Origin of the sequence: Parafilimonas terrae (genome assembly GCF_900115755.1) — a bacterium.
GTDB classification, from domain to species: Bacteria; Bacteroidota; Bacteroidia; order Chitinophagales; family Chitinophagaceae; genus Parafilimonas; species Parafilimonas terrae.
In genome coordinates, this window is the sequence record NZ_FOXQ01000016.1 from 83,489 (window position 1) to 99,854 (window position 16,366).

Consider the following 16,366-nt stretch of genomic DNA (forward strand, 5'->3'; position numbering starts at 1 on the left):
CTATAGAATGAATAATTACAATAAAAGAAAGACATCTGAGGATGAAGATGTTTTTGATATACAAAAATTAATTGCCCGCCTGCTTGATCATTGGCTGTTGTTTGCCATTAGCCTCGTGGTGTGCCTGGTTTTAAGCGTAGCTTTTATCTGGTATGCCACACCCCAGTACAACGTACACGCACAGGTACTGGTGAAAGATGACCAAAACAGCAGCAATTCTGCTTTTTCTTTTGTCGGGGGATCGCAGATGCAGCAACTGGGGAGTCTGTTTGGCATAAAAAGCAATGTAAATGATGAACTGGGCATACTGGAAACCAGGGACCTCCTGGAGCAGGTGGTGAAAGACCTTAGCCTTAATGTTGTTTATTATAATAAGGGCGTGGTTAAGTCTGTTGAAATGTATGGGAATAGCCCTTTTAAAGCAGTATTTATTCCTTTAAATGATTCTACGCAGGCAGCTTTGATTGATATTGTTTTTGATAGCAAACATAGCAGCTTTTCGTTGTCAAGCAGCGATATCATTATTAATTCTGCCAAGGCAAAATTCGGCGATACGCTTATTACTTCTGCAGGCATACTTGTATTTACAAAAACGGGATTGCCTTTTTCGGGTGAAAATTATGCAATATCCCTGAATTCAATAGATGCTACGGTAACCAATCTCCAGCCGGCGCTTACTGTAAACATACCTGATGACCAATCAAATATTATCAGCTTAACCTTAAATAATAACGTACCGCGGAAAGGCGAAGATATCCTTCAAAAACTAATTGATGTATATGTGCAACGCAACCTCAACGAAAAGAACAAGATATCTGATAGCACACTCGCATTCATAAAAGACAGGGTAGCCATTGTGGCAGCAGACCTCAATAATATAGAAGCCGGCATTCAGGGCTTTAAACAAAAGAATAAACTGGCTGATATTGATGAACAGGCTAAAGCCTTGGTGGGTAGCGCCAGCGAATATTATAACAAGCTGAATGAAACCGATGTACAGCTTAATATCGTAAAGACCATGCTGGATGGTGTAAAAGCGGATACTAGACGGCCCATACCTACCCTTGTAAATGCCGATCCGAATTTTGTTGCGCTCGTGGGAAAATACAATACGCTTATAAGCCAGCGTGATAAATTACTGCTTTCTACAACCAAGGATAATCCGCTAATTGTAAGCATCAATAATCAGTTGGAAGTGGTGCGGGGTGATATGATTCAAAACCTGGAAAATCAGTTGCATGCCTTGCAGGTAACCCGCAGCAGTATCACCGCCCAAAACGCGCAGATCAGCAATGTGATAAGTGAGGTGCCAGCACAGGAAAGGCAATATGTGGATTTATCAAGAGAAAGGGATGTGAAACAGGCGCTCTACCTGTTTTTATTGCAGCAGGAAGAAACTACGGCTATCACTAAGGCTTCAAATATTCCAAGCGCCAGCATTATTGCGGTGCCTAAATCGGAATTTAAACCCTATTTTCCGTCTAAAATCTTAATTCTCGCGATAGGGGTATTAGCCGGAATTGCTTTGCCTGGTGGTTTTCTTATTTTTAAATATACTTTAAACAAAACTATTGACTCGAAAGACGATATTACAACTAATACTAACTGCCCAATATTAGCTGAAATAGGACACAGTGATGATGTTTCCGGGGTTTTAAAGCAAGAATATTCCCGTTCTGTATTGGCTGAACAGTTTCGTATTTTCCGTGCCAATATGGATTTTCTGGTGGGCGGAAAAACTTGTCCAAAAATATTGTTAACTTCTACAATGACGGGTGAAGGGAAAACCTTTATATCTGTAAATCTGGCACAGATATATGCTTTTTCGGGCAAGAAAGTGCTCTTAATGGAAATGGATTTACGCAAGCCCAAGCTCTCAGCTATGCTTAATATGTCTAATGATAATGGATTTACGAATTATGCCATCTCTCATAGCAGCAGCATTCATAATTTTATTAAGGAATATGCTGGAAGCGAAAATATTTTTGTCTTAAGTTCAGGCCCTATTCCTCCTAATCCCGCTGAGCTTTTAATGTCTCCAAAAGTGAGCGAAATGTTTGACCAGCTTGAACAGGAATTTGACGTTATCATTATAGATTCTCCTCCTATAGGTGCCGTCGCAGATGCACAGATACTTAGTAAGCATAGCGATGTTCACTTGTATATAGTAAGACAAGGATATTCCTATAAAAGAAGTCTTGAGATAGTAAATGATCTAAAGGAAAATAATAAGATACCCAATCTTTATTTGGTAGTAAATGATGTAAAGCAAGGTGCTTCTTATCGTTATGGATACGGATACGGATATGGATATGGATATGGATATGGTTACAATGAAAATAAAAAAAGATCAAAATCTTAGTTTTAATTGTATGAATACTTTATTGATTGTCCTCTCATTTTAATTGAACCATTACTAATTGATTCAAAAAAGCAGCTTATAATTTTTACGGCAGAATGTTATCAGTTATAACTAAAAGGCTAAAGTCTAAATTTAAGAAAGATAAAGATTTTAAAGAAATTGCTAAAGGGGGGGGGACGTCATTTATAGTCAACGCGATCGGAATGGGTTTTGGATACTTCTTTGTAATTCTAGTATCTAAAATTTATGGCAGTAATTCAGCCTCAATATACGGAAGATATGTATTAGTTACGTTATTGCTTCGTATTGGAAGTATTGTAACCCGTTTTGGCTGCGATACTTCTATGCTTAGATTTGTTGCCGCTTTTGCACCCAGAAAACTGGGGGGTAATATAAAGCAGATATCTAAAAAATTTTCAAGACTCCTTTTATTATTTGGTATTATTACCTCTACTATTGTTGTTATAGGCTCCTCGTTTTGGGGGAAAATTCTTAAGATGCCTCAAAACATTGTCATTTTATCTGCATTCTTTATATTGCCAATGGCGTTTGGTTTATTTTATTCTCAGAGTCTTAGAGGTTTAAAAAAAATAGGAATTTCATCATTTTTGCGTACTTCAGCATTGCCCACTCTTAACTTTATATTGTTGCCATTGTTTTTGTTATTTGTGCCTAAGCAATCAATTTTATATAATGATTTACCCACCTATGCTTTTTTTACAGCTATTTTGATTACAAGTTTAATAGGATTTATTTTTTGGAAAAAATTTCAAAGTGCGGTGAGTAATAATGATAATTTTGATGCCTCACACAGCAAATCATATAAACAACTTATAAATAATTCATACCCGCTACTTCTTGTAGAATCAATGAGCTTTTTAAGTACTTGGATTGATCAATTAATGCTAGGCGTAATGGGCTCAAATGAAGATGTTGGAATCTTAAATTTATGCGTAAAATATGGGATGCTTTCGTCTCTTTCACTACAAGCAATTAATACCATTTCTGCGCCTAAATTCTCTGAATATTTTTTTAATAAAGATTATAAAAATCTTGCTAAAAACTTTAGAAGTACAACTAAGATCATTTTTTGGACCACCTTTCCAATAGTCACTTGCTTTATTATTTTCCCTTCCTTCTTCCTAAATATAATGGGTAAATCCTTTAGCAGTGGTAGTCTTGCATTGGTTCTTTTAAGTGTCGCAGCTTTAATCAATGTAATGACAGGTTCGGTTGGAATACTTTTGCAAATGACGGGACATCAAAAAATCGTTCAAAATGTGTTGTTAATTAGCGTTGTTATTGAAGTTTTTCTTAATGCTATTCTAATACCTTCTTATGGAGTAACTGGGGCCGCTATTGCCAGTATTTCAGGCACTTCTATACGGAATTTTTCATTAAGCTATTATGTTAAAAAGTATTTTGGATTTAATAGTATTTATTTCCCTGGATTAAGAAATCTTAGTTAATCAAGATGAGATAATTACTTAATAATCAAAATCATCAAAATGAAATTACCTAATTTTTTTTGTGGGGGGGCACCTAAGTCTGGAACAACGACAATCTATGATATCTTGAAGCAGCATCCTCAAGTTTTTTTACCTAAACTGAAAGAGCCTAATTTCTTTAACCGTGAAGATTATTTCAAAAAAGGAATTGAATGGTATTTAAAGACATTTTATAATACTAGTGAGGAGAAAAAAATTATTGGTGATTTCACACCTTCATATCTTGCTAGTGAAATGGTTCCACATCGGATATTAAGTTTTATTGGAAAAGATGTGAAATTCCTTTTTATTTTAAGAAATCCTGTTGATAGAGCGTATTCTCATTTTCTTCACAATAAAAGAGATGAAAGAGAACCATATGATTTTGAAACAGCACTTCAGGAAGAACAAGATAGAATTATCAAATATAAGAAGCCAGATACCTATTTCTTGGCTTTAAAATTTGGTTATGTATGGCAGAGTTTATATGCAAACACTATACTAACTTATCGGCAATTATTTGGAAAAGAAAGGGTAATGGTGTTGATCTTTGAAGAGCTTTTTGCCGATACTCCGAATTGTATAAAGTCAATACTTGATTTTCTTCAAATTGACAAATCTATAAATTTGGATTTTAACATAGCAAGTAATCCAAGCAGTGTAGCGCGTTCTAAAATGATAAAAAAGCTAATAACTCATGATTCTGTAATAAAAAAGGGCATCAAAAAGATTATACCTTCAGTTACAATGAGGAAAAGGATAAGGAAATTTTTGCAGAAAAGCAACAATCAACCGAAGAAATATAAAAGCTTGGAGGTAGCAATAAAGCGAAATGTTTATAACACTTATTTTAAGAATGATGTAGAAAAGTTGGAAGTTTTGATAGAAAAAGATTTAAGTCATTGGAAATTTGATGCTTAATAATCGACATGAATAAACCATCTAAACAACTTTTGACGATTTTGCATGGCTTATTAATGCTATTGTGGGTCCTAAATGGAGGTAGTGTGCTTGCTGCGGTTGAAAGGAATACTGTTTATATTGCCTTTATAGTTGTTTTGATGCTTCTTTTTGTTCTTCGACAACCTAAGCTTAAACAAAGTGTAGTTACTGCTTTAGGATATAGCCTAATAATTGTGATTATCTGTTTATGCATAGTTTATATCTTCTCTATAAAGCCACAAGATATAATGCAGTATATATTTCAGTTAATTCAATTCTTCATTCAAGGAATGTTCTGCGTGTATATTTTTAGTGTTTTTACGTATCAAAAATTTATAAAAATATTTTATAGACTACTCATCTTTGTACGTTTGCATGCATTTGTCAGTGCTATACTATTCTTAATCTTACCCTTTCTTTTTTCAATAAATATGGGGAATGATTTTACTGGCTTCCAAGCACGATCTTTTCTTTATTTATTTTATATGAGAGCTGATGAATATTCTTTTAGCCTGTTTGGAATTCCTTTTACAAGGAATCAAGGCCTTTTTTGGGAGCCTGGGGTATTACAATTTTATTTAAATCTTTTTTTATATTTCCAATTATACGTTTTCAAAACTAAGAACTTCTACATACTACTTACAATTGCTACAATCATCTCAACTTATTCAACTACTGCATACGGTATAATGATAATCGTATTGTTTGGCTTTTTAATTAGGAGGATTAAAAAAAACCCAATTTTGATTTTGCCTATTATTTTAGTTGGAGCTTTACTTTTTGTTCCTTTATTACAAGCTAATCTCGAAAACAAATTTGAAGGTGAACATCAAACTTCTTCAGCAGTAAGGTTATATGACTTAGTTCAACAGATATTTGTTATAAAAGACAATTTTTTTACCGGGGTTGGCATCGATGACCAACAATATATGCGAATAAGAGTAAAATATGGGCTTCCCGAATATTTACAAAGTATACTCGGTTATAATGAATTAGAAAGAGGAAGTTCTAATTCTATTCTTTTCATATTGGCAACAATGGGTGTGTTTATAGGAGGTTTATGGATATATGCATATACGAAGCAATGTTTAATAAAAGAAAAGAGAGGATTGCTGACTTTTTTATTAGTTATTGGTGTTATGGCAGAACCATTATTGTTGAAACCCTTTTTTATTACCTTTATTATAAGTGGTTTAATGATTTTGGCAGCCAAGTTTCAGCGGAAGGGGAAGCAGTCTCTATGGCAAGGTTCCAATCTCGACCTGACTGCAATAAATCCTGCCTCAATTTCAAAAACCTAAAAGGTATCAGTTCCTTATTGTTATGGAAAATAAAGCCAACTTATTCATTGTAGGAGCTGCAAAATGCGGAACGACATCTCTTTACGAGTACTTGTCTCAGCATCCAGAAATTTACATGTCACCTATTAAAGAGCCACATTTCTTTTCTGATAACGTAAAAAGCCTAAACAAAGACTTATATAGAAATCCTGTTAAAGGAGAAAAAGTGCATACAAGAATAATCCGAGATGCTAAAGTTTATGCTTCGCTCTTTGAAGAGGGAAGATATCATAAAATAAGAGGTGATGCTAGTCCTTCGTATCTATGGGATGTAATGGCCGCGCAAAAAATATATAATTATAACAATGAAGCTAAGATTATAATAATGTTACGCAACCCGGTAAAAAGATTAATTTCTCAATATCAAATGGCCCAATCTTTAGGTATTCATTCAAATAAACCATTTTTAGAATTAATTAAAGAAGAGTTTAAAAAGAAAAATAAAATTTGGGGCATAGATCATATCTACATTGACCTTGGTTTTTATCACGAGCAAGTAGCAAGGTATACGTGCTTATTTCCATCAAGCCAGATTCTGATTTTAAAGTTTGAGGATTTCATAACGAATAAACGAGAAACGTTAAATAGAGTCTTTACTTTCTTGGCTGTAGACGATAATGTTGATTTGCACATTGATGATGTATATAATTCAACCACACATCCAAAATATGCTTTTATAAAGCGCTTTCGAAGGAATAAATTTTTAAAAAAGATTATTTCTCTTTTAGGGACAAAAAAAGCTCTTCTAAAAGAAAAATTATTTACAGAAGGATATGATAATAAAATAGTTATTGACGAAAAAGCAATAGAATATTTAGAAAATATTTATGGACCAGATCTCCAAAAATTAAGAGAGGATTATAATATTCAGTTCTAAGAAAATCCATTAGAGCATATAATGTTCTCTTCATCTTTCATAAGACATTATTTAATAATTAATAGTTGAAAGGAATAGTAAAGCTTGTAATTAAATAACTGCAAGGTTAAATTATGCGTTCAGCTGAATAATTAAAATTGAAAACAATGAAGAATGCTAATGTTCCTAATTTTTTAATTGTGGGAGCTGCTAAAGGTGGTACTACCTCTATATATAATTATTTGCTTCAACATCCAGAAGTTTTTTTAACTCGAATTAAAGAGCCTTGCTTTTTTTGTTTTGCAGACTCTCCACCTCAATATAAAATCCCCCCTAATACAATTTTCTCTTTTGAAGAATATAAGGAACTTTTTAAAAATTCCGACAAGTATAAAATGAAAGGAGAAGCCACAGCAATATATCTTTACTTATATGAAAGTACAATAAAAAATATAAAGAAATATTTACCAGATTATGAAGATTTAAATATCATAATGATTTTAAGAAATCCTGTGGATCGTGCCTTTTCCCAATATATGCACAACGTGCGGGATATGCGTGAGGATGCAACTTTTGAAGAAGCTATAGCTGCGGAGAAATTAAGAAAAGAAAAAAATACAAATACAGATTTTTTTTATTTAGAACGTGGATATTATTCCGAGCAAGTAAAAGCGTATCTCGAAAATTTTAAAAATGTAAAAATCTATTTGTTCGAAGATTTAATTTCTAGCCCGGAAAATTTAATGAAAGACTTGTGTGATTTTTTAAAAATCAATAGCTCAATTAAGTTTAATACAAATGAGAAATTTAATGTTTCAGGGCGACCAAAATCTAAATTTTTAATTCGTTTGGTTAAGGAAAATTCCGTGCTTAAGCAATTCCTCAAGATGATTATTCCAAAGAAGAGCCGAAAAAAATTTGCGGCTTCAGTTAAAAATAAAGTATATGCCATTAATCTTCAAAAGGAGAAAATTAATCCGGAAATAAAAAAAGCGCTTAAAAAACATTATAGGGAAGATATTTTAAAGCTTCAAAAATTAATAAACAGAGATTTAAGTAGTTGGCTCAAATAAAAAACTATTACTATGAATATACTAATAACGGGGGGAGCTGGGTTTATTGGCTCAAATCTTGCTTTGGGCTTAATAAAGAAAAATTATAATGTTACAGTATTCGATAATCTTTCCAAACAAATACATGGAGATAATCCATATCAATCACCTCTGTTTCTATCAATAAGGGATAAGGTGAACTTTATCGAAGGAGATATAACTAACCGTACGCATCTTGCAGCAGCGCTAAAAGATCAGGATGTTATTATTCATTATGCTGCAGAAACCGGTACGGGACAATCAATGTATGAGATAGAGAAATATTGTAATGTAAACATAAATGGAACGGCTATTCTGCTTGATTTAATTACTAATAATAAAAATTTTAAGGTTAAAAAAATAATTGTCGCATCTTCCCGTTCAATTTATGGAGAAGGAAAGTATAGAAATATTAACGGTGAAATCCTTTATCCGGATTCACGGAAAGAAGAAAACCTGGCTATAGGTGACTTTAATGTGAAATGCCCGAATACGAAAACAAATGCTGAACTAATGCCAACTGATGAAAATTCAAGAATACATCCTTCCTCAATTTATGGTATTACCAAGCAAAACCAGGAACAAATGGTACTTACTGTGGGTAAGGCTTTAAATATTCCCGCTATAGCATTCCGCTATCAGAATGTTTATGGACCTGGACAATCTTTATCAAATCCCTATACTGGCATTTTATCAATATTTTCAACTTTAATAAAAAACGGAAAGGATATCAATGTATTTGAAGATGGGAAGGAAAGCAGAGATTTTGTTTTTATTGATGATGTTGTAAATGCAACCATTTTAGGTGTTGAAGATAAAGAGTTGCGCTGGAATTCATATAATGTAGGATCAGGTATTGCTACTGATGTTTTAACAGTCGCAAATTCATTAAAGAGATTATATAATAGTGATGTCGCTGTTAATGTTACAGGAAACTATAGGTTGGGTGATATAAGGCACAATTTTGCTGATTTGACACTTATTAAAAAAGATCTCGGCTTTCAACCAGCCTTCAATTTTGAAAAAGGTATTATGTTGTTTGTAAATTGGGTAAATAAACAGGAAGTGCAAGTAAGTAGGCTTGAGGAATCGTTAGTCGAAATGAAATTAAAAGGCTTGTATAAATAATATTACTATTTTTTCTAGCATTCTTAACAAAACCTTGGATGGGAAAAGTAAAAAAGATATTTATTGTAGGAAGTAGTCGGAGTGGCACTACTATGTTAAGCCAAATATTAGGGAATCATTCTGAGATTTTTAGTTTTAATGAGCTTCACTTCTTTGAACAAATAACTTTGCCAGAAGATTGTGCAAAAGAGCTTCAGAAGCAGGATGCAATTGAAAAATACAGCAAGCTGATAAATATACAAGCTAACGGGCTTTTTAAATTTATAGAATCGAAAAACATCATTTATAAAGAGGCTGATTTAATATATAGCCAAAATTCGAAATTAAATAGTAACGACCTTTTCGATGAATTCTTAAATTTTGAAGTAAAAAAAAATAAAAAGAAGTACGCTTGTGAACAAACGCCGACTAATATTTTTTATATAGAGAATATATTAAAAGCTTACCCCGATGCATTATTTATTCATATGGTTAGAGACCCCAGAGGTGTATTACTGTCTCAAAAGAATAGGTGGCGCAGGCGATTTAAGGGTGAGAATGACATTCCTATCAAGCAAAGTCTGCGAAATTTTTTTAACTACCATCCTTATATCAATGGGCTTCTCTGGACTGCTTCTGTGAAAAAAGGGCTTAAATACATAAATGACCCAAGGTTTTTTTTACTTCAATTCGAAAACCTACTTTCAGAGCCTGAAACTTATTTGAGAAAAGTATGTGAATTTATTGGCATCACTTATGAATCAAAAATGCTTGAGATACCGCTTGTGGGATCCTCAAATAATAAGAACAAGAATGAAACAAATACAAAGAAAACGGGAATAAGGCCTTTTGTAAAGGATCAATGGAAGGCAGGAGGAATAAGTAAAGGTGAAATTTTCATTAATCAGTTAATTACAAAAGATATTATGAAAAAACTGGATTATCCTTATGTGAAAACTGGCTATCCTTTATCTGCTATTCCATTGTTTTGCATTTTACCTTTTAAAATAGGAATATCAGTTCTTTTTAATTTGGGAAGAGTCAAAAGTATAAGACGGGTTATCTTAAATAGATTAAAAAGCAATAACAATCTAAATGGAAAAAGTAGGGCTAGTAACAATTACATTTAACGGAGAATCTGTTGTTGAAGACTTCATTACGTCGGTTAATAAACAAGATTATTTGAATTTTTCATTGTATGTCATAGATAATAATTCCTCTGACAAATCAGTAAGTTTGATTGAGAGCAATTCAACAATTAACGATTTGAAAGTTATTAAAAATTCATTTAATAATGGAGTTGCTGGTGGAAATAACCAAGGCATAAAGCAGGCATTAAAAGATGGATGTGAATATGTAATCTTAATAAACAATGATACGATATTTGAAGATACTTTGATTAGTAAACTTGTTCAAGCGTCGAAAGCAAAAGGATATGATGTCGTAGTGCCTAAAATGATGTATTTCAGTAATCCTGAAATCATCTGGTTCGCTGGAGGATTTCTTGATAAGAATAACGGATATAGCAATTGTCATGTAGGAATGAAAGAAAAAGATGTTGGTCAATATCATGATTGTGAAATTACATATGCCCCAACATGCTGCGCGCTTATTCATAGATCGGTATTTGAAGATATTGGATTAATGGATGAGAAGTACTTTGTATATTTTGATGATACAGATTTTTGGTATAGGATGTTGAAGAACGGTAAACACAAAATGTTATATATAAACGATGTTTTTTTTCTCCACAAAGAAGGAAGTTTAACTAAATCTAAATCCGGTACTTTTATAAAATTTAAATTTGGAGACTTTATAATTAGGCAAACGACACGTAATAAGGTATATTATTTAAGAAAGCAAAAGACTGTATTAGCTTATGCACATATTATCATATTCTGGATCCGGCTTAACTTGCGTTTTTTGTTTTCCGGTAAATACAACAGAAATTTTAGAACATGGATATTGATACAAACATCATTTAAGCAAGGTATTTTCTTATAAGTGATTTATTAGATTTTAAATGATGAAACGAGATCTTCCTAATTTAATTATTGCTGGTATTCATAAAGCTGCAACAACTTCTTTATATACTTATTTGACTTCCCATCCTGATGTTTATGGACCGGGTAAGAAAGAGATACATTATTTTACTCCTATAAGATTCAATAAGGATATAAAAAAGGTTGAAGAATATAAAGATTTTTACAAAAATTGGAAAAATGAAAAATATGCTATAGATGCGAGCCCTTCATATATATATGGAGGAAAGACTCTAATGCATAAAATGATTGAGATATTACCCCCTCATAAAATAATTATTATCTTAAGAAATCCAGTTGATCGATTTATATCAAATTATAATTATTTAAAATCAAAATTATTCATTGAAGATTTTTACACGCTTAATTTATTTATAGATAAATGTTTAGAAGAGGAAAAAAAAGCTTTGAGAGATGATGATTTCAGTAGGGCGATTATGGAGGGTAGATATATAGATTTTATTCCTGAATGGATTGAATACTACAAAGAAAATTTTAAGATAATTTACTTTGAAGACCTAGTAAAAAACACAAAAATAGTAATGAAGGAATTGGCAATCTGGCTTGATATTGATAGAACTATTTTTGAAAAAATGGTTTACACAGAGGAGAATAAAACAATATTCGTAAAAAATAAAATCATGCATAAGTCCGCTTTATATTTTAATCATAAATTCGAAATCTTCTGGCGGAAAAACCTTAAGCTTAAAATATTTTTTCGAAATGCATATTATAACCTAAACAAAAAGAGAATGGATAAACAAAATATAAATTCAGAGGAAGTTAAAAGGTTAACCTCAATATATTCTGATTCAAACAAAAAATTATTAACTTACCTTAAGAGTAATGATTTGCCTTTACCTGAGTGGTTAAAATAGGCAGATTTTTGGCCGACAGAGCTCACACTTAATTTACAAATTAAGTCATTTTATTGTAGCAACAGAATACGGTGGAAATTCGATTTTATCCTCTATAGGAATGTTCTTTGTCTGAATATTTATGCCCCCCATCACTATATCGTTTTTGTCTGCAAACCTTATAGTACAGTCTTTTTGGTTATTGAGCAGTTTTTTTAGGTCAACGGTAATGGGTGTCCCTGTTAAATTAACAATTAGGAGCGATGAAGATGTATTATTGGAAAATTTCCATCCAAAGATTTCATAATCTTTGATTTGAGAGTTGTCTGCACCGAATTTTATTTTTTGAATATCTATCATGTTATCGCTAGCTCTTAACCATAATTCCATGCCTATACCACTTGGCATTTTTTTATTATTCTCCTTGGTATTTATAGCAGCGAATGATTGGATGTTGGCGATATTGTGATTTAAAATGAGTTGCGTTTTATTGCTGAGGCTTGTACATTCGGATGTCATCAAAAGTGTTGCTAAAGTTTGACTCCATTTTAATGTATTCTTTAACGTTGTAGAATTATCAATTCCCTTTTTTTTGCCCGCAGACCATAAGATGTTATATTCAGTGATCCAGATATTCGTATTAACTGTGTTAAAGCCTCCTTTTATAAATTCGGATTGAAATTCTGTATATAATTTTTGAAAATTGATTCCAGAATTATCTATAACATTTATTGGCAAAGGATAAAGATGAGCTATAAGGGCAGTCGAAGATATACTTTTTAAGGTTGCATTATTGGAAGTCAAAGAGGCATTCTGCATAACCATAGCGTTCCATTTCCTGCTTTCCGGGCTGTAAGCTTTGTTGCCACCAACTACGGCTATTTGAGCATTTGGAAATTTTGATTTAATAGGTTTAATCCATTGAACACAAGTTCTACCATATTCGATGGCATTAATGAATTTTTTTCGTCCTTCACTTTCCTTGTTATTGTATTCGTTGCCTAATTCGATCCATTTAATTGGAATTCCTAAAGATTTGGCTTTCTCTAACATTTCTATCTGATCTTCAACAGTACTTGTTAACATGTTTAACGTAAATATCACATCACAATTTGATTGTTTAACTAATAATTGCAAGTCTTTTAAAGTATTTGGAGAAGAAATTTTCTGGTTTGACTCTTTATTTTTAAACCCTTGCATGCTATCTATTAAACTACCCTTCCTCCAATCCCAAAAATTGCTTATAGTACCACCTGGATAGCGTATGACTTTTAAATGCAATGAGACAACAGAGTCACGAAAGTTACTATTTGACCAAGATGGGCCTTTGCTAATATTCCCATTGAATCCATATAAAGGTAAACTCCGAGGTTCCCCTTCAAGATTTGCAATAATTATATTATTCGGTGTGTTTGCGTCTGACAAATTATTTTCACCTGAAGATAGCAAACTAAGAGGTTGTCGTTTTTCACTATTTTGTTTCTCCTGCCGTTGGAGAGAACTTTTTTGATTTTCTGTATTATTATTGTTAGAACAATAAATAAATGGAGATACAAACAATAGTGCCGGGAGAATAAATTTTCTGTAATTTATATTATTAAACCATTTAATCATCGCAAGTTTTTAGCACCAAAATAAAACAATAATTGTACCCTTATTAATATTCTCTATTATTTCATTGTTGTATAAATACTGATTTAATTTGTGCCGATTCAAAATGAAAAAAGTTGCCGTCATAGACCCGGTAGGCATTAAAGCCGGGATGAATTGTTATGATCTGGGTTTATTGAATGAATTCCAAAAGCTGGATGTGGAGACCTATTCCTTTTCAAACTTTACAGACAGCCGGTTTAACAACGTTAATCAGTATAACTTCTTTCTTGATGTTAAAAAAGGCACTGTGCAAAATACCCTTAATTTTATAACAGCACACCTGAGAGCATTGGCTAAATGCAGAAAGAATAAGGTAAAATGGGTTATACTGCATCTTTTCTCTTCAGCACCTAAAGACTATTTTTCTTACAGAATTATTAAATTATTTGGATTAAAAATCATTACTATCATCCATGATGTGGAAAGCCTGAGCAATGAGGATAATGTCCGCCACAGGCAAAAAATGTATAACTGGTCTCAATGGCTCGTGGTGCACAACCGAACCTCAAAAGATGCGGTGTCATCATCCCTAACCATTGAAAACCAAAAAAAGCTGGTAGTAATACCGCATGGTAATTACATACCCTTTGTACAGGATATCCCGGAAGGCAGTCAGGCACTGCCCATAAATTTTGACGGCGGTTTAAACTACCTTCTTTTTTTCGGGCAGATAAAACCCGTAAAAGGGCTTGATGTGCTGCTCAAAGCAATGGCGCTGCTGCCGCAAAATTACAGGCTGATTATTGCAGGGAGGCCGCACCGGGATGAATTTGCTCGCTATGAAGCCATCATTAAAGAAACTGGTATAGAAAATAAAATAATTAAACTGATACGGTTTATTACTGATGAGGAAAGAAATTACCTGTTTAAAAAAACTGACGCACTTGTATTGCCCTACAGGAAAATCTTTCAGAGTGGCGTATTGCTTTTGTCTGTAAGCTATGGGTTGCCGGTAATAGCGTCAGACCTTCCGGCAAACAAAGAAATTATTATTGATCAAAAAAACGGCATGTTATTCCGGGATGGCAGCCCGGATGACCTTGCTGAAAAAATTATGTATTTATTTGATAACACGGCAAAAGAAGACATTACTAAGACCACGCTGGAATCAGCGGGATTATTTAACTGGAAAAATATAGCTGCAAAATATTTTGATCTTATACCTGAATAAGGGATTTATTATTGCAGTATGGTTACAACGCAAAATTTTATTAATGGATGAAACGCCTATGTAAAATGTTTCAATTACAAGTAATGTATATTCAGGCGTTCCATGAGACAATTAAAAAACAAACTTGCACGAATGAAAATTGCTATTCTCGGTTCCCGTGGCATTCCTAATTTTCATGGCGGCTTTGAGCAGTTTGCAGAATATCTCGCGAAAGATCTTGCAGAAAAAAAATATGATGTTACTGTCTATAACTCGCATACACATCCCTATAAGAAGAAAACCTGGAACGGCGTTAGAATCGTTCATTGTTACGATCCTGAAAATAAAATAGGAACGGCCGGGCAGTTTATTTATGACTTTAACTGTATAAGGCATGCCCGTAAGCAAGACTTTGATATAATACTGCAACTGGGCTATACGAGCAGTTCTGTGTGGGGAAGGCTTTTGCCCAAAAAATCAATCATTACAACCAATATGGATGGGCTGGAGTGGAAACGAAGTAAATATTCAAAAAAGGTACAGCGTTTTTTGCAATATGCTGAGTCGTTGGGTGTTCGGTTTAGTGATTATCTGATTTCCGATTCCGAAGGCATACGCGAATACCTTCAGGATAAGTATAACAAATCCTCTGTATTTATTCCTTATGGGGCACTCCCATTCGAAAATCCTGATGAAGCGGTTTTAAGCAGCTATAAACTTTTAAAGAATCAATATAGTTTACTTATTGCAAGGCTGGAACCGGAAAATAATATTGAAACCATATTAGACGGGGTGGTGTTGGGCAAACGGGCAGAAGATTTTCTCGTTATTGGAAAACATGAAACCACATTCGGCAAGTATTTAAAAGATAAATACAAGGCATACCCCAATATAAAATTTACAGGCGCTATTTATGATATTAGTATCCTTAACAACCTCCGGTGGTTTTCACGGCTCTATTTTCATGGGCATTCAGTTGGAGGCACCAACCCTTCTTTATTGGAAGCTATGGCATCAGGGGCATTGATTTGTGCCCATGAAAACGTTTTTAATAAAACAATCCTGGAGAGCGATAGTTTTTATTTCTCTTCAAAAGAAGATGTAGCTTCACTATTATGTTCCATACAAAAAAATGATCACCCGGCTATATTGAAGAACAATATGGATAAAATTAAAAATATTTATAGATGGGATATTATTACCGGGCAGTATGAAGCGCATTTCAGGGATATTATGAAAAAAGGTAAATCTTAGACGGTCAGAAGCTCGAAGTTATTAGCAATCGGCCGTCAGAAAGAACCGCTCAAAGCTGTCAGCCTTCATCTATCAGTCATTAAAAGGAACCGCTCACAGCCAACGATTTATCATTAATATAACACTATATTTATGTCTAAACACATTCTCATCACCGGCGGGGCCGGGTTCATTGGTTCGCATGTAGTGCGGTTATTTGTAAATAAATACCCTGGGTATAAAATC

General features: G+C 33.2%; 14 protein-coding genes. 13 read left to right on the forward strand and 1 reads right to left on the reverse strand.

From position 1 onward, the window contains the following. Positions 1–7 precede the first annotated feature (7 nt). The 10 genes from BM015_RS19420 (at position 8) to BM015_RS19465 (ending at position 12,105) form a co-directional block, all read left to right on the forward strand. On the forward strand, positions 8–2,362 hold the full coding sequence (locus BM015_RS19420; protein ID WP_090662690.1) for a GumC family protein: 2,355 nt from the start codon (positions 8–10) through the stop codon (positions 2,360–2,362). 95 nt (positions 2,363–2,457) lie between these two features. Continuing rightward, entirely contained in the window at positions 2,458–3,831 is a 1,374-nt protein-coding gene (locus tag BM015_RS19425) for an oligosaccharide flippase family protein (protein WP_090662692.1), read from the forward strand. A 39-nt stretch (positions 3,832–3,870) separates the two neighbouring features. Then, positions 3,871–4,770, forward strand: a complete 900-nt coding sequence (locus BM015_RS19430) for a sulfotransferase family protein (protein ID WP_090662694.1) — start codon at positions 3,871–3,873, stop codon at positions 4,768–4,770. An 8-nt stretch (positions 4,771–4,778) separates the two neighbouring features. Then, positions 4,779–6,092 (forward strand): O-antigen ligase family protein, encoded by a 1,314-nt coding sequence (locus BM015_RS19435; RefSeq protein WP_090662696.1) that lies wholly within the window; start codon positions 4,779–4,781, stop codon positions 6,090–6,092. A 22-nt stretch (positions 6,093–6,114) separates the two neighbouring features. Then, the gene (locus BM015_RS19440; RefSeq protein WP_090662698.1) at positions 6,115–7,008 is read left to right on the forward strand and encodes a sulfotransferase family protein; all 894 of its coding nucleotides are present in this window, start codon (positions 6,115–6,117) and stop codon (positions 7,006–7,008) included. A gap of 146 nt (positions 7,009–7,154) precedes the next feature. Next, on the forward strand, positions 7,155–8,060 hold the full coding sequence (locus BM015_RS19445) for a sulfotransferase family protein (RefSeq protein ID WP_090662699.1): 906 nt from the start codon (positions 7,155–7,157) through the stop codon (positions 8,058–8,060). Positions 8,061–8,072: 12 nt separating this feature from the next. After that, entirely contained in the window at positions 8,073–9,206 is a 1,134-nt protein-coding gene (locus BM015_RS19450; RefSeq protein WP_090662702.1) for an NAD-dependent epimerase/dehydratase family protein, read from the forward strand. A 38-nt stretch (positions 9,207–9,244) separates the two neighbouring features. After that, positions 9,245–10,315: a sulfotransferase family protein gene (locus BM015_RS19455; RefSeq protein ID WP_090662704.1), complete on the forward strand. Its 1,071-nt coding sequence runs from the start codon at positions 9,245–9,247 to the stop codon at positions 10,313–10,315. Continuing rightward, a complete protein-coding gene (locus BM015_RS19460) occupies positions 10,281–11,189 on the forward strand; it encodes a glycosyltransferase family 2 protein (protein WP_090662706.1) in 909 nt (302 codons plus the stop codon). The genes BM015_RS19455 and BM015_RS19460 overlap by 35 nt, the downstream gene beginning before the upstream one ends. Before the next feature lie 19 nt (positions 11,190–11,208). Then, complete coding sequence (locus tag BM015_RS19465) at positions 11,209–12,105, forward strand: sulfotransferase family protein (RefSeq protein WP_090662708.1); 897 nt, start codon at positions 11,209–11,211, stop codon at positions 12,103–12,105. 45 nt (positions 12,106–12,150) lie between these two features. Here the strand turns inward: BM015_RS19465 and BM015_RS19470 are convergent, their stop codons facing one another. Then, positions 12,151–13,698, reverse strand: a complete 1,548-nt coding sequence (locus BM015_RS19470) for a hypothetical protein (protein ID WP_090662711.1) — start codon at positions 13,696–13,698, stop codon at positions 12,151–12,153. A 103-nt stretch (positions 13,699–13,801) separates the two neighbouring features. On the opposite strand from BM015_RS19470, the gene BM015_RS19475 reads away from it, so the two are divergent. The 3 genes from BM015_RS19475 to BM015_RS21445 all read left to right on the forward strand — a co-directional run. Then, positions 13,802–14,908 (forward strand): glycosyltransferase, encoded by a 1,107-nt coding sequence (locus BM015_RS19475; RefSeq protein WP_090662712.1) that lies wholly within the window; start codon positions 13,802–13,804, stop codon positions 14,906–14,908. Positions 14,909–15,040: 132 nt separating this feature from the next. Further along, positions 15,041–16,141, forward strand: a complete 1,101-nt coding sequence (locus BM015_RS19480) for a DUF1972 domain-containing protein (RefSeq protein ID WP_090662713.1) — start codon at positions 15,041–15,043, stop codon at positions 16,139–16,141. Positions 16,142–16,273: 132 nt separating this feature from the next. Continuing rightward, positions 16,274–16,366, forward strand: a 93-nt coding sequence (locus tag BM015_RS21445) for an NAD-dependent epimerase/dehydratase family protein (RefSeq protein ID WP_143075862.1), incomplete at its 3' end; no start/stop codon positions are given.